Origin of the sequence: Sphaerisporangium album (assembly GCF_003323745.1) — a bacterium.
Taxonomy (GTDB): domain Bacteria; phylum Actinomycetota; class Actinomycetes; order Streptosporangiales; family Streptosporangiaceae; genus Sphaerisporangium; species Sphaerisporangium album.
Genome location: NZ_QOIL01000022.1, coordinates 54658 through 74876 on the forward strand (window position 1 = coordinate 54658; position 20219 = coordinate 74876).

13 protein-coding genes are annotated in these 20219 nt (G+C 71.1%); 1 reads left to right on the plus strand and 12 read right to left on the minus strand.

The genetic code is table 11. The annotated features are described in order from the left end of the window. Positions 1-7 precede the first annotated feature (7 nt). From DQ384_RS31325 to DQ384_RS31345, 5 genes are all read right to left on the minus strand, one after another. Entirely contained in the window at positions 8-1438 is a 1431-nt protein-coding gene (locus tag DQ384_RS31325; protein ID WP_114032489.1) for a WS/DGAT/MGAT family O-acyltransferase, read from the minus strand. Positions 1439-1654: 216 nt separating this feature from the next. After that, positions 1655-2458 (minus strand): TIGR03084 family metal-binding protein, encoded by an 804-nt coding sequence (locus DQ384_RS31330; protein ID WP_114032490.1) that lies wholly within the window; start codon positions 2456-2458, stop codon positions 1655-1657. Between the two features lie 411 nt (positions 2459-2869). Beyond that, positions 2870-4039: a carboxymuconolactone decarboxylase family protein gene (locus DQ384_RS31335; protein ID WP_114032491.1), complete on the minus strand. Its 1170-nt coding sequence runs from the start codon at positions 4037-4039 to the stop codon at positions 2870-2872. 14 nt (positions 4040-4053) lie between these two features. Further along, positions 4054-5709, minus strand: a complete 1656-nt coding sequence (locus DQ384_RS31340) for a GMC family oxidoreductase N-terminal domain-containing protein (RefSeq protein WP_114032492.1) — start codon at positions 5707-5709, stop codon at positions 4054-4056. Beyond that, entirely contained in the window at positions 5706-6275 is a 570-nt protein-coding gene (locus DQ384_RS31345) for a DUF5987 family protein (protein ID WP_114032493.1), read from the minus strand. Before DQ384_RS31345 ends, DQ384_RS31340 begins: the two co-directional genes overlap by 4 nt. A gap of 475 nt (positions 6276-6750) precedes the next feature. On the opposite strand from DQ384_RS31345, the gene DQ384_RS31350 reads away from it, so the two are divergent. After that, on the plus strand, positions 6751-7515 hold the full coding sequence (locus tag DQ384_RS31350) for a helix-turn-helix domain-containing protein (protein WP_114032494.1): 765 nt from the start codon (positions 6751-6753) through the stop codon (positions 7513-7515). Positions 7516-8025: 510 nt separating this feature from the next. Here the strand turns inward: DQ384_RS31350 and DQ384_RS31355 are convergent. Genes DQ384_RS31355 through DQ384_RS31385 form a run of 7 tightly spaced genes read right to left on the minus strand, consistent with a single transcriptional unit; the run spans position 8026 to position 20180 of the window. After that, entirely contained in the window at positions 8026-9435 is a 1410-nt protein-coding gene (locus tag DQ384_RS31355; RefSeq protein ID WP_114032495.1) for a cytochrome P450, read from the minus strand. Further along, positions 9432-9971: a flavin reductase family protein gene (locus DQ384_RS31360; RefSeq protein ID WP_114032496.1), complete on the minus strand. Its 540-nt coding sequence runs from the start codon at positions 9969-9971 to the stop codon at positions 9432-9434. Before DQ384_RS31360 ends, DQ384_RS31355 begins: the two co-directional genes overlap by 4 nt. Before the next feature lie 33 nt (positions 9972-10004). Beyond that, positions 10005-10433: an acyl-CoA thioesterase gene (locus DQ384_RS31365; protein WP_114032497.1), complete on the minus strand. Its 429-nt coding sequence runs from the start codon at positions 10431-10433 to the stop codon at positions 10005-10007. Between the two features lie 3 nt (positions 10434-10436). Continuing rightward, positions 10437-16247: a type I polyketide synthase gene (locus tag DQ384_RS31370; protein WP_114032498.1), complete on the minus strand. Its 5811-nt coding sequence runs from the start codon at positions 16245-16247 to the stop codon at positions 10437-10439. Next, the gene (locus DQ384_RS31375; protein WP_220183244.1) at positions 16244-17230 is read right to left on the minus strand and encodes an RnfABCDGE type electron transport complex subunit D; all 987 of its coding nucleotides are present in this window, start codon (positions 17228-17230) and stop codon (positions 16244-16246) included. The genes DQ384_RS31370 and DQ384_RS31375 overlap by 4 nt, the downstream gene beginning before the upstream one ends. Before the next feature lie 5 nt (positions 17231-17235). Next, positions 17236-19200 carry a CRTAC1 family protein gene (locus DQ384_RS31380; protein ID WP_114032499.1) on the minus strand — a complete coding sequence of 655 codons (1965 nt, stop codon included), beginning with the start codon at positions 19198-19200 and terminating at the stop codon, positions 17236-17238. Beyond that, positions 19197-20180 carry a DUF1702 family protein gene (locus DQ384_RS31385; protein WP_114032500.1) on the minus strand — a complete coding sequence of 328 codons (984 nt, stop codon included), beginning with the start codon at positions 20178-20180 and terminating at the stop codon, positions 19197-19199. The genes DQ384_RS31380 and DQ384_RS31385 overlap by 4 nt, the downstream gene beginning before the upstream one ends. Positions 20181-20219 lie beyond the last annotated feature (39 nt).

The following is a 20219-nucleotide window of genomic DNA, read 5'->3' on the forward strand; positions in this document are numbered from 1 at the left end:
GCGCCCGTCAGGTGAGCGCCTTCAGCTCGTCCAGCGCGTCGTGCAGGTAGGTGGTGAGCGACCAGACGTCGGGCACCATCGCCCGGTCGGCGAGGATCCCCACGTCGATCCATCCGTCGTAGGAGAACGCGGTGACGTTGATCCCCCCGCTCGCGTCGCTGACGACCGAGACGGGGTACTGCGCGATCAGCCGCCGCCCGCACACGTACAGCGGGATCTGCGGGCCCGGCACGTTGGAGACCATCAGGTTGACGGCCGGGGTCGTCTGCGCCGCCAGGCCGAAGGCCGCGCGGTGGGCCAGCCCGGTCAGCGCGGCGGGCATGCTCTCGCTGAGGGTGCGCAGCCAGCGGGCGGGCGCCAGGTTGAAGCGGTCCTTGATGCGGCCCATCGCCTCGTGCACGGCCTCCAGGCGCTCGCGCGGGTCGGCGATCTGCGTGTCCAGCGAGGTAATCATGAGGGTGACCTGGTTGCCGGGCGCCCGCGCGTCCTCGCGCAGCGAGAACGGCACCCCGGCCACGAGCGGCTCCCCGGGCAGCGCGTCGTGCTCGGTCAGCCAGCGGCGCACCGCCGTGGCCACCAGGGTCATGACCACGTCGTTGACCGTGTACCCGAAGGCGTTCTTGACCCGCTTCACCTCCTCCAGCGGCAGCTCGGTGAACGCGAAGCGCCGGTGCGCGGACACCGGGCCGTTGAACGGCGTGCGCGGCACCGCCAGCCGGGGCAGCTCCGGCACCTCCTCGCCCGCGCCCCGGCCGATCCACCGCGTCAGCCGCCGGGTGGCCCGGGACACCGGCACCGCGCCGGGCAGCCGCGAGATGATCGGGATCTCGTCCAGGTGCGGCACCGCCTCGACCAGGAACCTCAGCAGGTACGCGGGGTTGGCCACCAGCCTGCCCGCCGTCCTGACGATCATCTCGGCGGTCTCGGGGGCGCGGTCGGGCTCGACGGGCCGCTCCGGCTCGCGGCGCGGCGGGTTCGGCTCGATGTCCATGAACGCCGCGAGCACGTCGGCGCCGCCCATGCCGTCGATGGCCGCGTGGTGCATCTTCGTGTAGAGCGCGGTGCGGCCGCCCGCCAGGCCGTGGATCAGATACATCTCCCACAGCGGGCGGCGCCGGTCCAGCCGCCGCGCGTGCAGCCGGGCGACCTGCGCGGCGAGCTGCCGGTCGCTGCCCGGGGCCGGCAGGCCGACCTCCCGTACGTGGTACTCCAGGTCGAGATCCTCGTCCTGCGCCCAGTACGGGTGGTCGAGGCCGAGCGGCACCCCCACCAGCCGCTGCCGCAGCGGCGGGACCAGCGCCGAGCGCTCCTCGACCAGCTTGAGCAGGTCGTCGCGCGCCACGTCGCCGTCGAGGATCGACAGCCCCGCGACGTTGGCGACGTTCGTGTCGCTCTCGAAGTTGAGGAACTGCGCGTCGAGCGCGCTGAGCTGCCGCACCGTCGACCTCCTGACCCTCGGGACCCGTCTCCGTTCTATCTCCCCGCTCCGGCGGGTCCGACGCCGGGTGCCGGGACGGTCCGGATGGTCCCACACCGCGCCGCCGTGGGGCGACGCGGGCCGTGAGCGACGGGAGCGGAGCAGGGGTTCCTGCGGGTCACGCCGTTCACGCGCGATCAGGGGCGCCGCGATGGGCGGCGCCCTGACGGCGAACGGTCAGACCCGGGCGGCGGCGAACTGGCCCGGCCTGCGGCCTTCCCCGGCGGGGCCCCGGTAGCACTGGGCGATGTCCAGCCAGAGGTCGGCCACGTCGCCGGTGGCGACGATCGCGAGGTCGTCGCGGTGACGGCGGCGGGTCGCGAGCAGGCAGAAGTCGGCGGCCGGACCGGTGATGCGCTGCGAGGCGTCCTCGGGACCGAACGCCCACAGCTCTCCCGACGGGGCGACGAGCTCGAAGCGGAACTCCTCGGCGGGCGGCGTGAGACCGCGGGCCTGGTACCCGAAGTCCCTGGTCAGGACCGCGAAGACCACCAGGTGCTTGATGCGGTCGGTGAACGTGCGCTCGATGCCGAGGGTGTCCAGGATGTCCTGGCCGTGGGCGAACTGCTCCATGATGCCCGCGCAGGCCAGGATGATCGGCGGCAGCGGGTTGACCAGCCACGGCACGACCTGGCCGGCCGGAACGGCGGCGAGCGCGTCGACGACGTCCTTGCGCTCGCCGCGCCACTTGGCGAGCAGCGACTCGATGGTGTCGTTGGCGAACAGGCCGAGGGCCGCGTTGACGGCGCCGTTGAAGTCCTTCTCGGCGCCCGCGACCAGGGTCTTGAACGTCTCGGCGTCGGACGCGGCGGTCCGGGCGAGGCTGAAGATGAAGGTCAGGTGGCCGATCTGGTTCGCGATGGTCCATCCGGGGGCGGGGGTGGGCAGATCCCACTGTGAGGGCTGGAGGCCGGCGACCACGCGGTCGAGCTCCTCGCCCTCAACGGTAAGCGCCTGCAGCACTTCGTCCAGCTCGCTCACGCGTCTGTCCTCTCACTGAAAAGCCTTGGATTACGGGGATATCGGCGGCGCCGGGAACACCGGGGACACGCGTCCACACGTTCATACGGACGCGTCACACCAGGTCATAGACGGTACGGCAATTCCTATAAATGCAACCTTAACGGCATTCAATTGTGTTGAGTTCTCAAATCAAGCATGCATCACGAAAATTCCGGCGTCTTCTCCGTGTGTGCTTCTTGGGTCCGAATTTCGCGATATCGGCGACGCGAATCGCGCGGACCGGCTATACCAGCGCTCCGCGCCGCGCGTCGTCCCCGGACGGCGGGGGCGCGGCGGCGGAGCGCCGGGTCCTGTGCGTCGCCGGCGCGCTGCCCGCCGGCAGCGCGAACCAGGGGTTCACGCGGGTGGAGCGGGACGACATGACGTCGCTCAGCTCTCCCCAGCGGGGGACGCGCCCTGCGCGCGGACGGCAGCGGGGACGGCGGCGGGAGCCTGGGCGGACGCGGAACCGGAGGGCGCCGATTCCTCAGTGACCGGGACGATCGGGATCCAGGAGCCGACGCGGCGGGCCGCCGCCATGCTCGCCCACGAGGTGAGCTCGACCAGTGCCAGGTCGCCGGGCGTCCCGGCGCGGAAGTCGGCGATCAGCGCGTCGTCGATCTGGTACGACGCCATCGCGGTCAGCAGCGCCAGCCGTCCCGCCGGGCGCAGGGCCTCGGGGAGCGCGGACGCGGCCTCCGCGACCCAGGCGCGGCTCGGCCCGGTCGGCTCGCCGTCCCAGGCGGCCAGCCGCGCGGTGACCAGCTCGCGCACCGGCGCCGGAACCGTGCGGACGCCCGCCGCGTCGATGGCGGCGGCGGCCCGGGCGAACGCGGCGGCGAGGTTCGCCGACCCGTCCGCCCACGCCAGGTCCGCAGGCAGCGGCGCCTCGGGCAGCAGGCCGAGCGAGGCGCCCGGCTCGCCGCCGCGGCGGGCGTACGTCCGCATGATCCGGCCGAACAGCCGCAGCAGCAGGCCGCGCGCGCCGGCGGGCACCTCGGCGGGCAGCGGCGACTCGGTGAGGAATATGTTGACCATGCGGTTGAGGTACTGGAAGGTGACGGCCACCGCCGCAAGCTCGCGGAGCCCCTCGGGCGGCAGCGGCGGCTCGTGCCGCGCCGCCGCGTCGCGCGTCCCACTCGCCAGCGCCCACGACGCCACCCGGCGCACCGCCGGGTCGTCGATGTCGTCGACGCGGCCCGCCGCGATCAGCGCGGCGTGGCCGCCGCGCACGAGGCCGTCCATCGTGGCCTGGTGCACGTCGACGCAGTAGGGGCAGGCGTTGCCGCGCGACACGGCGGTCGCGACCGCCTCCTTCAGCGGCCTGCCGGCGAGCCCGGCCGCGAGGAGGGATTCCCGCAGCATCATCCACGATGCCGCGAGGGTGACGGGAGCGGGCGAGTGCAGGAGCATCGGCGGCGCCAGCATGCCGAAGTCTCGCTCCACATGCGCGTATACCTTCGCGACGAGGTCCGGCGCGGTACGGGGACGTACCACGGATACGTGCCGGACGTGGGACAGCGTCCCCGGCAGCGTCGCACGGCTGAGCATCCTGCCCATCGCCCGCTCCCTCCTTACCGGCGTGACAGGCTCGGGATCAGCGGGGCGACGCCACGTCGTCCGCTGGTCGAGCCGTCAGGGGCCGGAGCTCCGTAGGTGACCTCGACGCCCCGCTCCTGGGCGGCCGCGACGATGCCGGGGATCGCGCGCTCGGCCAGCGCCGAGATGGTCATCGCCGGGTTGACGGTGAGCGCGCCCGGGACGGCGGACCCGTCGGTGACGAAGATGCCCGGGTGCCCGCGCAGCTCGTTGCGGTCGTCCAGCGCCGAGGTGTGCGGGTCGTCGCCGATGCGGCACGAGGCCAGCGGGTGGACGGTGTACGCGCCGACCACGTCGTTGGTCCAGGCGGCGACCTCGGCGAGGCCGTCGCGCTCCAGGATGTCCTTGACCTCGGCGTCCGCCAGCGCCCACGCCCGCAGGGTCTGCGGGGTCGGGTCGTACTTGAGGCGGCCGACGCCGAGCATCTGCTGGCTGAGGCGGTCGGCGTTGCCCTTGGCGGGCGGCGGGCCGAAGACGCCCTCATTGTTGTCCTCGATCATCTGGAAGATGATCAGCCAGGAGCGCCAGCGCCTGAGGACCTCCTTCTTGTCGACCCCGAACCAGCTCGGGCCGAGCGCGCCGGGCACCTGGGCGAGGATCGTCCCGAGGCCGGGCGGGAAGTAGAGCTGCTCCAGCGAGAACCGCTCGAACTCCGGCAGCGAGCCGTCGAGCCGGTCCCAGTTGGCGACGACCGGGCCCTTGCCGATCTGGTTGGCCTCGTAGGCCAGGCCGTTCTCACGCTCCAGGCCGAGCACCTCGCGCACCTTGTCCTCGTTGAGGATCGCGGTGTTGAGACGCTCGCCGTTGCCGGAGAAGTAGCGGCCGACGGCGTGCGGCATGGTGCCGAGCGTGGCCTCGCTGCGCTGGAGGATGACAGGGGTGGCGCCGGCGCCGGCCGCAAGCACGATGATCTTGGCGTCGATCGTGCCGCCCTCGCCGCGGAGGCGGTAGTCCTCGTCGTCCATGATGTCGTAGTGCACGCGGTAGCCGCCGTCGTCGGTGCGCGAGATGTGCTGCACCTCGTGCAGCGGGCGGATCTCGGCGCCGTGCGCGATGGCCGCGGGCAGGTAGTTGAGCAGCAGCGACTGCTTGGCGTCGAAGTGGCACCCGGCCATCATCCAGTTGCAGTTGGTGCACAGGCTGCGGTCGATGGCCGCCGGGACCGGGTTGGCGGTACGCCCGGCGTGGTTACAGGCCGCGGCCCACAGCCCGCCGGCGTAGGTGACGTCGTCCCAGCTCTGCTGGGTGATCGGGATGGACTCGGCCACCCGGTCGTACCACGGGTCGAGGGTGTCACGGTTGACGGACGCCGGCCACATGCGGCGGCCGATGCTGCCGTGCCGTTCGAAGACGAACCGGGGCGCGCGGGGCATCGCGGCGAAGTAGACGACGCTGCCGCCGCCGACGCAGTTGCCGCCGAGGATGCTCATTCCGTCGCCGACGGTGAAGTCGAAGGCCCGCGTGTAGGACGAGCCGAGCTTGAAGTCGTGGTCGAAGTCCTTGCCCGTGAGCCACGGGCCGCGTTCGAGCACGATGACCTTCGCGCCTCCGGCCGCGAGGTGGTAGGCCGCGATCGCGCCGCCGAAGCCACTTCCGACCACGAGGACGTCGGTGCGTTCCGTGCTGGTCATTTGGGACTCCCTGAAGGGGTCGTGTCCGGGTGCAGGCGGGCCAGCGGCCGGCCGTAGGAGAAGTTCGGGAACCTCCAGCGGCCGTCGGCGTCGGGCTTCTCGATGCCCATCGCCATCAGTCCCGGGTGTCCCTCGGCGATCGCGTCGGCGGTGTGCATGTGCGCCGCCGAGTCGAAGGCCATGTTGCAGAACAGGGCGAGGCTGACCCAGAGCTCCTTCTCGGGGTGGCCGGGCTTGGTGAGCCGTAGCACGAGCGCGGTCCTGTGCTCGAACGGCAGGGAGACGAACGGCGGGACGGTCTCGTCCAGGTCGGTCCCGTGCTCGAAGGCGTACGCCGTGGCGTGGTCGTTGAGCGCGTTCGCGAAGTTGTCGAGACCCTCGGTGAGGCCGGTCGCGTCCCATCCGAGCAGCTCAAGGGCACCGGCCTGCACCGCGCCGCCGCCAGTGGCGGCGCCGGCGATGGCCCGGTCGTCGGGTGAGCGTTTCTCGCCCGGGACGATCGTGTCCGCGAACGCCTCCAGCGTCATCGTCCTGGCTTCGTCTATGTCTGTGGATGGCGGTCGCATACGCGTTTCCTCGCTCGTCCAGGTCGGGCTGCTGACCAGTTCATGGAACGGCATCGCCCGAAGAGGTGCATCTCCTGAGTTGCTTTCGCATTCCGGACGAACGCCCCCTAACGCCCGGCATCCGCGACATCGACGCGCGGATAGCCCCCGGTGAACGCGCATGCGCGTTGCCCGGCGTAACGGTCATTCGACGGAAAGGATCCGGGGGATTCCCGGGCCACCCGAAGCGGATATGGGCAGGCAGGGGGCGGCTAGGGGTTGTCGCAGAAGGTGCGCCGCCCAATTCTGATGCCATGGCCAAGTGCCGTCGATGTGTCGTCGTCGGGCGTCGTTTGTTCCGGATATCACACCGCAGCCGAATGGATTCCATTCGCAGCCTTGGAGTGCGAGCAGATGACAGAGGCTCACGATGACGAGTTCTCCCGTGTCAAATCGGGGTCAATTCTCACAGCGCCTCCAGCGCACGGGAGGAGCCATGGAAAACGCGATTGAGCAAGCCGTCCTCCGGGTCGTCAAGAGTATGCACGAGAACCTCGGTGAGCAGCTCACCATCAACGACATGGCCCGTACGGCCATGTTCAGCAAGTTCCACTTCTCCCGGGTGTTCCAGCGGGTCACCGGGCTGTCGCCCGGCCGGTTCCTGTCGGCCGTGCGACTCCAGGAGGCCAAGCGGCTGCTCACGACAACGTCGCTGACGGTTACCGACATCAGCCACATGGTCGGTTATTCGAGCGTGGGAACCTTCAGCACGCGGTTCACCGCGAGCGTCGGGCTCTCCCCCACGAAATACCGGCAGCTAAAGAGCATCACGCCGCAGATCAGCACCGAAACGGAGCGGGCTTCCGAGCGGGACAGGCCGATGACGACCATCAGGGGCGACATCTCCTCCCCGCTCAAGGACCAGCCCATCTTCGCCGGGCTGTTCCCCGACAGGATCCTCGAGGGCAAGCCCATCCGGTACACGATCCTCCGCAGGCCGGGGCCCTTCGTGCTGGAGGACGTCCCCCAGGGGGAATGGCACCTGATGGCCCAGTCCGTCGCCCCCGGCAGGGAGGACGCCGTCCTCCACCCCGCCGGCTCGGACGAGGGACTGTGCATCGGGCGCCACGGGCCGATCAGTGTACGGCCCGGCACGGACACCAAGCTGGCTCACCTGCAGCTTCGTCCGATGCGTCCCCTCGACCCTCCGGTGCTGCTCGCGCTGCGCGACCTGCTCGACGTTCCCCAGCTCACCCACTGAGCCGTCGCCGCGCGCGCGGCGCACGGCGGCCGGACGGGCCGCGGCCGGGCCCGTCCTCTTCCATGAGACGAGGGTTCAACGCTTATCCGTGAGACGGACCGTGCGGGAAGCCGGTCCCAGCAGGGCAGCTCATATCCCTGCCATTCCGGGTAACGCGGGCGACACCCAGAGGCCACCCCTCATTTCATGGGCCGGCCCCCCAACAATTCCACCTTCACCCTTATTCAGGCGTGCCGAGCCCCGCTTTCGCGCGCGCACGGCGTCCCCGTCGGTTAATGGGCTTCCCGCGCGAAACGGCGCCGTCCCATATGAATCGGGACGGCGCCGCGGCGTGAATGCGTAATCGGCCGCGAAGCGCGCGGCAATGCGCCCCCTGAAGCCGCCGTGGAAAAGGGGCGACGTTCCCTGGAAAGCGCGAACAGACGGCGGAAGCCGGCCGGAACAGGCTGGCAGACTCGGGAAGCGAATGCCCGCCTGAACCGTGCGGCGGCTCGGGCCGCGAGACGTGGATCAGGCCCCGGCGCCCCCGGCGTCGCGGACGGGGTGGACGGTCATCGGCAGACCGCCGCGCACCCGCAGCGACAGCATGGGCTCGGGGACCACCTTGTACCCCCGCACCTTGGCCAGGCGCAGGTCACGCGCGACCATGGCGATCACGAACGTGGCCTCCATCATGCCGAGGTGGTTGCCGACGCAGAACCGGGGCCCCGCGCCGAAGGGGATGTAGGCGTACCGCGGCCGGCCGCTCGGCCGGTCGGGGTCGAAGCGCTCCGGGTCGAAGGCCTCGGGCCGGTCCCAGAAGTCGGGGTGCCGGTGCAGCGTGTAGGGGCTGATCAGGACGTCGGCGCCGGCCGGCACGTGGTAGCCGCCGACCTCGTCGTCACCCTGGGCCTCCCGGGGAAGCATCCACACCGGCGGGTAGAGGCGCATGACCTCCTCCACCACCATCGCGGTGTACTTCAGCCGGTGCAGGTCCTCGTAGACCGGAAGCCGGTCGCCGAGCACCTCCACCGCCTCCGCGTGCAGCCGCTCGCGCACCTCGGGGTGGCCGTCCAGCAGGTGGAACGTCCACGACAGCGTGCTCGCCGTGGTCTCGTGCCCGGCGAGCAGCAGCGTGACCAGCTCGTCCCGCATGCGCAGCCGTCCCACGCGGGGGTCGGCCTCCTCGCGGGTCGAGGCGATCAGCCGGGAGACGACGTCGTCCCCGAGCTCGCCCGACTTCAGCCGCTCGGCCTCCAGATGGTCGACGATGCGCTGGAGGTCCTCGCGGGCCCGGCGGAACCTGATCTGCTTGGGCAGCGGCACCCACATCGGCACCTTGCTCAGCGTCACCAGCTCGAACATCGCCTGGTCCTGCACGGCCTCGAAGTCCTGCCCGATCGAGGTGAACTCCCCGAGGTCGGCGTCGAGCAGCGTGCGGCCGAGCACGCCGAGGCTGAGCCACGTCATCTCCTGGACGACGTCGACCGGCCCCTCGGCCCCCTTGGCGCGGAGCCGTTCCACCAGGCCGGCCGCCTCCTTGGCGATGACCCCGGCCTGCTGGGAGATGCGCTTGTTCTGGAAGACCGGCTGGATCATCCTGCGCTGCTTGCGCCACAGCTCGCCCTCGCTGGTCAGCAGGCCGTCGCCGATGGCCCGGCGCGCCTGGACCAGGCCGACTCCCTTGTGGTAGTTCCCGCTGTTGTCCGCCAGGACGTGCTTGGCGTGGTCGGGATGGTTGAAGAAATAGAGGGTCTTCGGGCCGATGGACAGCTTCGCCGCGTCGCCGTACGTGGCGGCCTGCTCCATCAGCGCCAGCCGGTCCTTCGCCAGTTTCTTGAAAAGGCCGGGCCCGGCCCACAAAGGCGGGCCGGGCGGCACCCGGCGGCCGTCCGAAGACGGCCGCTCGGATGCCGTGGCCTTGGGTCCGGTAAGCGTCACGCCGGTACCTCGCTCCAATCGGGACTCAGTTGTCGGAACTTGGCCTTGAACACGAGCAGCGCCTCTCTGTCGGTCGGCTGGTGCAGGTTCAGGACCTCGCCGATGAAGATCGTGTGGTCCCCGCCGTCGTACGCCCGCCACATCTCGCACTCGAAGCCGGCGAGGGTGCCACTGAGCAGCGGGACGCCGCTCAGATGCCCCGGGTGCCAGTCGACGCGTTCGAACTGGGCGGCCCCGAGCGTCCGGTGGCGGTCCGCGAAGTGCAGGGCCTCCGCCTCCTGGTGCGAGGCGAGCACCGACACCCCGAAGTACCGCGACGCGCTGAGGTACTGGTGCATCAGCGCGCCGCGGTCGACGCAGACCAGCAGGAGCGGCGGATCGAGCGACACCGAGGTGAAGGAGTTGGCGGTCATGGCGTGCGGGACCTCACCGCCGGTCGTCACCACGGTGACGCCGGTGGCGAACGCCCCGAACGCTCGCCGCAGTGTCTTCGCCTCGGTCGCCGGGCGGGTTGGCGCGGAGTTGTCGACGTTCACGCTTTCCTCCTGCTCAATCTCTAGAATCCGCGCCTAGGACGCATACGGTTCGAGCGCCTGCGCCAGAGCGTCGGGAACCCTGGCCGGGACCGTGCGGGTGTTGGGCCCGCGCATGCACGCCACCCGCTGCCGGCCGCGGGCGACGAGCGTCTCGCCGTCGCCCCCGTCCAGGCGGACGTAGTCGAAGCTGAACTCGACCTGTGTCTGCGCGAGCTCCACCAGCCGCATCCGGATCGAAAGCTCGTCGAAGGCGGTGATCTCGGCGAAGAACTCGCAGTCGACCTTCAGCGTGAACAGCTTCAGGTCGTCCTGCAGGTCCTTGAGCACCTCCGGCGCCCTCTGGTAGAGGAACAACTCGCGGCAGCGTCCCTGCCACCGCAGGTAGTTCACGTAGTACACGTTGCCGACGAGGTTGGTCTCCTCGAAGCCGACCGTGTGCTGGTACTCGAAGTACTTGCTCATGGCCTACGGCCTCCCTTCGGTGAGAACCGCGAGCGCCACCGGCTTCGCCGCGTCCCGCAGCGTCGTGACCAGCGTCGCGACGCGCACCCCGTCCGAGGCGAGCACCGCCCACGCCTCCCCGCGCCCGGAGGCGAGGGTGAGCGGGGCGTCCGCGAGACCGGCGTCGCGCAGGCTCTGGACGGCGGCGAGCACGCGGGCCCCGGCCGTGTCGAGCTCCTCCCCCGTTTCGGCCGAGACCTGCTTGGCCAGCGGCAGGTGCTTGCCCAGCAGCTTCTTCCACTGGGTCGCGGTGTGGTGGGTGACCTCGGTGACGCCGGTTCCGGTAGTCCCGTCCGCGACGACGCAGAGCGTGACTCCCGCCCCGTGCGCGGCCGACACCGCCGGGCCGCCGTCGGCGACCGGCTTGCCGCCGGGTCCGGCGGTCAGCGTGACCGGACGGCCGGCGGCGCGTCCCGCCGCCACCACCGTGCGGGCCTCGCGGGTGGCGTCGTCGTCGGCGCCCTCCGCGTACGGCTCGACGGCGACGGCCACGCGGGTGCCGACCAGGTCCTCCACCGTGCGCTCGACGTAGGAGCCGAGCAGCGGGGTGACCCACGGGCCGCGGCCGTCCTTCTTGCGGACGGCCTGCAGGCGCAAACCCTCCCACCGCTCGACGACCTCACCGGCCGCGGTGCGGACGGCGATGTCGTATATATAGGTGTCGCCGTCGCGCAGCCGCTCGGTGGCGCAGTACCGCAGCTCGCCGGCCTGCGCGAGAGCGGCCCCGCCCGCGTACACCCGCTCGATGCCGGTCGGCAGCAGGGTGGCGTCCGGGACGCAGACCTGGTTGCCATGCATGAGCGCGTCGCGCATGCCCGGGTCGCCGAGCAGCAGCTCGCCGGGCAGGTAGCCGGCGAACCAGTCGGGCGCGGAGATCGCGGCGACGTCGGCGTCGACGTGGCGCGCGGCGGCCCGATGGTAGCGGCGCAGGCGGTGGAAGCGGCCGCCCTGGAACAGCGTGTCGCCGTACATCTCCGTGGGCGGGTCGAGCGGGACGACCGGCAGGCCCTCGCCGATCTGGACGGGCGGGCCGTCCGGCACCGGCTCGCCGGTGAACTTCACCTTCGCGCGGAAGTGGTCGACCTCGAAGCCGGTCTCCGCGCTGCGGATCGCGACCTCGACCGTCGCCTCGCCGTCGTCGCCGCTGTCGGTGACGACCGCGGCGACACGGATCGTCGTGCTGCCCTCCGGCGGCACGATGATCGGACGGCTGAACTCCGCGCCCTCGATGACCGGCGCGGTCGTGCGGCCGGTAACCGCCTGGGCGACCTGAGCCATCGCCTCCATGCCGAAGACGGCAGGGAACAGCAGGTTGCCGTCGAGCAGGTGGTCGGCGAGGTACAGGTCGGTGCCCGCGTTCATCTCCACCTCGGTGACGAGCTCGACACCGTGGTAGTGGACGAGGGGCTTGTCGACGAACCGCAGGAGCGGGAGCTCCGGCAGGTCGTAGCGCGCGGTGTCGATTCCCTGCGTGCGGCCGCTGATGACCACGGTGGCGGGCACGTCGGGGTCGGACACGAGCCGGCGCATGATCTCCACGCCCTGCTCGGGGGTGATGGCGGTGACGCCCATGCGGCCGAGCGAGTCGACCACCGAGAGCTTCTCGCCCATGCCGACGTCGGACCAGACCGACCACTCCATGCAGATCGCCCGGCAGCCGGGGTGCGTCTCGCCCACTTCGCGGGTGAGCTCGGCCATCCAGTCGTTCGCGGTGGAGTAGTGCGCCTCGCCCTGCAGACCGGCCCGGCCGATGATGCTGCCGAACGACACCAGCAGGCGCAGCTTCCCGGGCTCGATCGCGTCGAGGACGTTGCGCAGGCCGTCGACCTTCGGGGCGAAGGTGCGGCGGAACGCGGCGGCGTCCAGGCCGGTGATCGCGGCCGGCTCGTTGCGGCCGGCGCCGTGCAGCACGGCGGTGACCGGCCCGAGCGCGGCCGACAGTTCGGCCACGGCGGCGGCGACCTTGGCGGCGTCGGTGACGTCGGCGCGGGCGTACCGCACCGTCACGCCGGAGTCCGCCATCCGCTTCAGGTTGTCGGCCAGTTCCTTGTCGTCCTCCGGGGCCGAGCGGCCGAGGACGGCCAGCTTGGCTCCGGTGTCGGTGGCCACGGCCAGGGCGCACTCGGCGGTGATGCCCTTGCCGCCGCCGGTGACCAGCAGCACGTCGCCCTCGCCCAGCGGGAGCTCGGTGCGGGCCGGACGGGTCGGCAGCGCGCGCAGCGTCGGCACGCGGCGCACACCCTGGTCGTCGTAGAAGACCTCGGAGAACCGGGTCGTCGCGGCGACCTCGTCCACGATCCGGGCGACGGCTTCGGGGCCCGGGGGGATGTGGACGACGGTGGTGCGCAGGTGCGGCGCCTCCAGTTGGAGGGTCTTGGCCAGGCCCGCGGCCCCGGCGCCGTGCTGGACGGCGACGAACCGCGTGCCCGGAGCGGCCGCGACGGCCGCCTGCGCGGCACGCAGCGCCTGCTCCAGATGAGCCTCGGCGCGCTCCTCGGGAAGGACGACCAGCAGGCCGGAGCCCACCTTGCCCTTCTCCAGGGCGTCGCGCAGCGGCGCGGCCAGCGGGGAGTCCCCCGGCGCGTAGAGCTGCCACGGGCCGTTCTCCTGGGGAGAAGCGCGCGCGGGCAGCGGCAGCTCGTCCAGGTCGACCGCGAACGGCCGCGACCACGGGGCCGCGCCGGCGACGATCGCCGGCCCGGCGGGCGCGGCGGTCTTGGCGCTCTGCGCCAGCTCGTCGAGCGCCTCCGACAGCTCGCGCAGGCTCGCCGTGGCGAGGTTGGTCGGCGCGTGCGAGGCCGGGACGCCGAGCCGCTGGCTGGCCTGGTCGATGATGTGCATGACCGTGACCGAGCTGAGGTGCAGCTCGTCCAGCGGCCGCGCGTCCTCGCTGACCATCTCCAGCGGAAGCTCGGCCCGCTCCGCCGCGAGGCGGCGCAGCAGGTCGATGCTCGACTCCGTGGTCTCCCCGGCCTCCGTGGCCGCCGGCGCGGCGGCCTCGGCGACCGCGGGCTTCGCCGCGACGGCGTCCCTGCGGACGGTGCCGGTGATCTCGACCTTCGGCGCCTGCTCGACGGGACTCTGGAAGAACGAGAACTCGGCGCCGACCTCCAGCGGCCGCAGCAGCCGCCCGTGGAACAGCTCCTCGTGCACGACCGGGACGCCGACGACGTACGCGGCGCCGGCCACGCGGAGCAGCCCGGTCAGCGACTCGTCGTCGGTGTCCAGCGGCACGGCCGGGACGTCGGTCACCGACGCCGCCAGCCCGCTGAGCACCCGGCCGGGGCCGACCTCGACGAACAGGTCGATGTCCTTGGCCGCGCGCTCGACCGCCTGCGTGAACAGCACCGGGTCGGTGATCTGCGTGCGCAGCAGCGCCCGGAGGTCGGTCCCCGACCGCAGCGTCTCCCCGGTGACCGTGGAGACGACCTGCCGTTCGATGGCGCCGAACTCCTCGTGCTCCAGCGCCGCGCCGAGCTCGTCGGCGGCCGGGGCCACCAGCGGCGAGTGGAAGGCGTGGGACACCGCGAGGCGGGTCCACTTCAGGCCCGCGGCCGTGGCCTTGGCCCCGAACGCCTCGATCGCCTCGACGGTGCCGGCGACCACGGTCTGCTCGGGCCCGTTGTACCCGGCGATGACGACGGGCAGGTCGCCGAGCAGCTCGATCACCGCGTCCGGCGTCGCGCGGACGCCGGCCATGGTGCCCGTGGCGCTGCTGTGCTCGGTCATCGCCCTGCCCCGGACGGTGGCCACGCGCAGCAGGACGTCCTCGTCCATCGCGCCGGCCCAGTGCAGCGCCGAGATCTCGCCGAGGCTGTGCCCGACGGCGACCTCGGCGTCCACGCCGATCAGGGACAAGGCACGCAGGCCCGCCATCGAGCCGGTGACGATGCGCGGCTGGGCGACGGCCGTCGCCACCATGTCACCGGCCGTGGGCAGGCCTGCCTGGACGTAGATCTCCTCGACCTCGGGGAAGCGGCGGCGCAGCGCGCCCCCGCTCGTCCCGCGTCCCGAACCCTGGCCGGGGAACAGGAAGCCGACCCGGCCCGGGCCGTCGGCGTGGCCGAGGAACGCCCGGCCGTCCGGCGTGAACAGGCTGGTCTCGCCCGCGTCCAGCGCGTCGATCGCCCGCTGGAGCTGCCGCTCGGCGTCCTCCGGGGAGGTCGCCACGATGGCGGCGCGGAAGGGCAGGTCGCGCAGCTCGCGCTGGAGCGTCGCGGCGAGGTCGCCCACCTGGCCGTAGGAGACCTGGGTGACGAAGCCGGCCAGCTCGGCGAGCCGGTCGCGCAGCGCCTGCGGCGTCGCGGCGTCCGCCAGCAGCAGTTCCGCGTCCTGCGAGGACGCGGCGAGCTGCCGGGTGCGCGTGGACAGCAGCCGCTTGCGCGGGCCGGTCTTCTCCAGCACGACGTGGGTGTTGATGCCGCCGAAGCCCATGGCCGTGATGCCGGCGCGCACGGGCGCGCCGGCGGGCCACGGCTCGGCCTTGCGCAGCGCGCGCAGGGTGGCCGAGTCGGAGGTCAGGATGTCGTGCGGGTCGACGCAGCCGATGGTCGGCGGCAGCACCTGCTCGTGCACGGCCATCGCGGCCTTGATGAGCCCGGCGACGCCGGCCGCCGCCTTGGCGTGGCCGATCATGCCCTTGATGGAGGTGACCACGGCGGGCCTGGCCGAGGCGTCCGCCTCGGCGCGCGCCTCCGACAGGGCGGTCAGCTCGGTCTTGTCGCCGACCGCCGTGCCGGTGCCGTGACCCTCGAACAGCTCGACGGTCTCGATGCCGAACCCGGCCCGCTCGTAGGCCCGCTTGAGCGCCAGCTTGTAGCCGCTGACCTCGGGCCGGGTGATGCCGCCCTTGCCGTCGGAGGAGATCCCGAAGCCGGCGATGGTCGCGTAGACACGGTGGCGCGCCGCGAGGGCGTCCTCCTCGCGCATCAGCACGACCATGCCACAGCCCTCGCCCGGCCAGAAGCCGTTGGAGTGCCGGTCGTACAGGCGGAACTCGCCCTTGGCCAGGGCGCCGGTCTTGGCGAACCCGATGATCTCGAACGGGTCGATGGACAGGTCGACGCCGCCCGCGATGGCGACGTCGATGTCGCCGTCGATCAGGCTCTTGCAGGCGTTGGTCACCGACAGCAGCGACGAGGAGCACGCGCCGTCGACGGTGTAGCCGCCGCCGTGCAGGTCGAAGTGGTTGCAGATGCGCCCGGCGATGGTGTTGGACAGGCCACCCGCCAGGGTGTCCTCGTCGACGGGCGGGAACGGGTTCTTGTACGTGGTCTCCAGGTCGGCGAGGAACGTGGCGAGACGGTCGTCGTCCCAGCCCTGCTCCTTGAGGACCGCGGCCACGGTGCGGCGGACGTACGGCCAGCGCAGCCGCATGACGTTCGCCCGGGTGAACTCGCCTGTGAGGGTGTTGCCCACCACCACGCCGGTGCGTTCCCGGTTCAGGCCTTCCGCCCCGGGGAATCCCGCGTCCGCCAGTGCCTGGCCCGCCATGTCGAGGGCGAGCCAGTGGGTCAGATCTGTGGAGCGGTACGTGCTGCCGGCGATCTTGTAGCGGACCCGGTCGAACTCGTAGCCCTCGATGACCGCCGCCGTGCGCGCGTAGAAGGTGTCCGGGGTCGCCGGATCGGGATCCCAGTAGTCTTCGAGACGCATGCGCACGTCGGGCAGTCTTCGAAAGGCGCGGCGACCGGCGAGAGCGTTCTCCCAGAGCTCTCTCGGCGACGTGGCGTCCGGATATCGGCACGCCATGCCAACGATCGCGATCCTGGTCATACGGTGGCAACCTCTTTACCGTTGACCGAACCCGTGTCGACGGGCATCGGCGGAAGCGGCGTCGGAGCCTGAACCGCCTCACGCTGCTCGCGAGCCTTGTTGACGAAGTGGAGCGCCCAGAAGAACCCGCCGCGGATGGCGCAGACGCCGGCCGTGGCGAAGAAGAGCGCGTACGAGATGTGCACGGCCGTCAGCAGGCCGTACAGGAGGGCGACGCCGCCGCCGAACGCGACCTGCGAGGCCGGCCTGGACGGGCTCGTACCCGGGTCGGTGATCATGTAGTTGCTGAACAGGACGAACGCGACACCGGTCATCATGGCGAGACCCGCCGAGATGGAGGTGCCGAAGAAGATTCCACGAAGGACGGCCTGGAGGGCGAAGACGCCGATCCAGCTCATGATCAGCGGCATACGGCCGGTGAGCTTGCCGTTCAGCATCGTGCCGCCGACGATGATCAGGCCGGGGATCAGCCAGTCGGCCCACGTGTCGATGTTCTCCGTGAAGTGGTACGGCGGAGCGATGCTCGCCCAGGGGAACACCAGCAGGATGACGGCGATGCCGAAGTTCGACGGGTTCATGAAGTGCCGCATGCGGCCCTTCACCGGGGCCCGCAGCACCCACTTGGCGCCGACGGCCACGACCACGCCGAAGATCAGGACCCAGACCTGGTCGTTGACGTAGGTCAGCATGTTCATGGCAAGGCTGGTGATGTGCGCGGGGTACAGGAACTCGCGCAGGCCACGGATGCCGTTGCCCATGTAGCGCGGCGTGCGGCCCTCGACCCGCGCGCTGATGTACTCAAGCCCGATCTCGGTCGCGTAACCGACCCCGATGGCGAGGAAGGGCCAGGTCCACGGCTGCTCGAACCCGAGGATCGTGTAACCGATGATGTTGAAGACGGTGATCGACATCGCGAAGTTGCGCAGGGCGATGACGACCTTGGGATCGTGACGCGGTGGCGCGGCGGGCTTCGTGTCTACCATTTCGATCACTTCTCCTTGGCCTGCTGGCCGAGCTCGAGCGAGTGCCAGCCGGTGGTCAGCTGGAGTTCCTGCTTGTGCTTCGCGCCCGCGCGGTCACGCCACTGGATCTCCGCCTTCAGCGGGCCGGTGATGTTCGGGCCGAGGCCGATGTGGACGTCGGTGCTGCGACGGCCGGAGTGGCCGCTGCTGCCGTCGACGCGGGCGATGAACTTCTTGCCGTCCGGGGTCATCACGCAGACCTGGGCGCCGGTGACCGGCGAGCCCGCGGCGGCCAGGGTGCCCTTCTCCGCCTTGGCGGGCGCGGCGGCGTGGGTGAGACGCAGGCCGACGAACGCGCCGGCGTCCGGGCTCTGGTTCTGGTAGAAGATCGGGGCCTCCCACTGGCGGGCGACCGCGAAGTCGAGGCGGCCGTCGCCGTCGGCGTCACCGGTGGCGATGCCGCGGGTCGGGATCGGGATGGCGAGGCCGAGCTCCTTGGCGAGGTCGACGTAGCGGCCCGAGGGGCCCTTCACGAAGAAGTGCAGGGTCTGGTTGCCGCCGATGTCGTCGCCGGCGGTCGCGTTCGGCCACCAGAACGGGTTCTGCAGCATTTCGTCGTTCGCCGTGGCGAGTTCCTGCAACTGCGGCCAGCGGTCGGTCTGGCCCTTGACGAAGCCGGTGGCCTGGGCGATCTGCATCTCGCCACCGTTGTTGAAGTCGTCGATCTTGACGTCCCAGCCCCAGCCGGACCAGGCCGTGCCCGACGGACCGCTCTTGTCCTCCCAGGGGGCGACGCCGTCACGCAGCTTGGCGCGCAGGTCCTCCTGGTTCTTGGCCGTGGAGACGAACTGGAAGTTGCTCTCCTCGATGCCCCACGAGGTGGTGATGTTGCTGACGAACATGTCGTAGATGCCGTCGTGGTTCAGGTCGCCGAAGTCGATGCCCATGCCCTTGAAGGAGTCGTGCCCGAGGGTCTTGGACTTGGGGATGATCGGCGAGCGGACGCCCTCGACGAGGGAGAGCTTGATCTGGCCGGGGGTGGACCGGTTGTAGTACATGCGGTCCGGGCCGAAGTCGTTGCCGAGGTACAGCTCGGGCAGCAGGTCGCCGTCCAGGTCGGTGGCGGCGGCGGCGAGCTCCCAGCCCTTGGCCTCGTCCTTGGGCAGGACGTCGTCCTGGCACTGGTAGGCGGGTGTGCCCCCGATGACGCCCGTCCAGCGGAAGAAGTAGTCCTCACCGCCGTTGTGCGCGGCCGACATCGAGTGGTTCATGTGCACGCCGCCCGCGACCTTCGGGTCCAGGACGGGGCCGTCGGCGAAGTAGTTGCCGATGAAGATGTCGTCGTGCCCGTCGCCGTCGAAGTCCGCGACGGTGGCGGCGTTGGTGTTCCACTGCGGGCCGGTGTACTTGCCGCCGGCCGCGTTCGGGCCCGGCACCAGCTCGACGGACTTGTACGCGTCCGCGGTGAGCTTGGTCGCGCCCGGCTGGGCCAGGTAGATGATCGGCGTGCGGCCCCACATGTAGACCAGCAGGTCGATGTGGCCGTCCTCGTTGTAGTCACCGGGGACGCAGCCCATGGGCGCCATGACGTCGTTCATCGGCAGCGTGCTCTTCAGCGCGAACGGCTCGTACCGGTTCGCCTTCACGCCCGGGGTCGGGGTGATGACGACCTGGTCGATGCGCGTGTCCACGAGGCACAGGTCGTTGGACAGGCCGTCGCCGTCGAGGTCGTTCATCGCGACGGCCGCACCGACCGAGGAGATCCACGCGTCGATGTGCTTGTAGTCCTTGTTCACCTGGCGGATCGACTTCTGGGTGTATCCGCTTGGCAGCGCGATGGACAAGGGCTTGAACGAGAACTTGCTCGCGACGGTCGCCGCTTCGGCGGCGGAGTAGCTGGGCAGGCGGGCGATCAAGAAGACGCTCGCGACCAGCACGAGAGCGACGATTCCCGGCAGCTGTCTGCGAAGCCAGCCAAAGGTCGCAGTCACGGGCTAACACCTCCAAGGGTTACAAGTTGATCGGCGATGCGCGTGCGCCACACTTCGTAGGCGGGCACATCGCCCTGGTCCGGCTGGTCGGGAATGGTCTCGTAGCAGACCATCGCCGCCTGCTCCGCCGTGGCCCCGCAGAAAACGCTGGTCGCGAGCTCCGTGGAGGGCACGACGAGACCCGGCCTGAAACGGGCCTCGGCGGCGAAGGCCGAGCCCTGGGCGAGCTGGGGACGGTACTGGCCGGCCCGCTCGCGGAACCTGCGCAGCTCGCCCTCCTCGACACCGCAGGCGTAGGTCGCCGCGAGGCCGGAGCCGGCGAACAGGTCGCCGCGGCGGTGCTCGGGGAAGGTCTCGATGAGGTCGGCCACGACGTCGACGTCGGTGCCCCCGACGAACCACATGGCCCGTCCGATGCCCTGGTCGATGACGCGGTTGGCGTAACCGCGAGGGCTGCCGGCGGGCCACGGGAACGCGGGATCCTGGTACTGCCCGCGCACGTACTTGTCGGTGTGGAAGTACGCCTGGTGAAAGCCGTATCCGTCGAGCGCCAGCCACTTCAGCAGCGGGTCGGGCGCGTGGATCTTCGACCACAGGAACTTCGGCAGGCGGGCCATGGCCCACCCGACGCCGACGTAGATCAGGTCGGTCTGGTTCTGGCCCTGCGGGTCGGCCAGGAAGTCGGCGACCTTGCGCCCGCCGGAGAACGGCATGGCGTCGAGGATCGCGAAGCCCATGCCCGCGCCCTCGTAGGCGAACCCGCGGAAGCGCAGCGGGAGCATCTCCAGGCGCTCCACGGCGTCGGCCGGGGTGCGCGCCTCGGCGGCGTAGGCGAAGCCGGTGAGGAACATCTCACCGACCGTCTCCAGCAGCTCCCGAGATTGCGAGTCCTTCACGTGGAAACCACGCGTCGAGAGTTTCGTCTCCGAGACGTTCGGCGTGAGAATTCGACGCCTCAATGACCTTAGAAGGCTGGCCAATTACCTCTCCCTCCCGCTGGAGTTCCCCTTCTCCAGGGG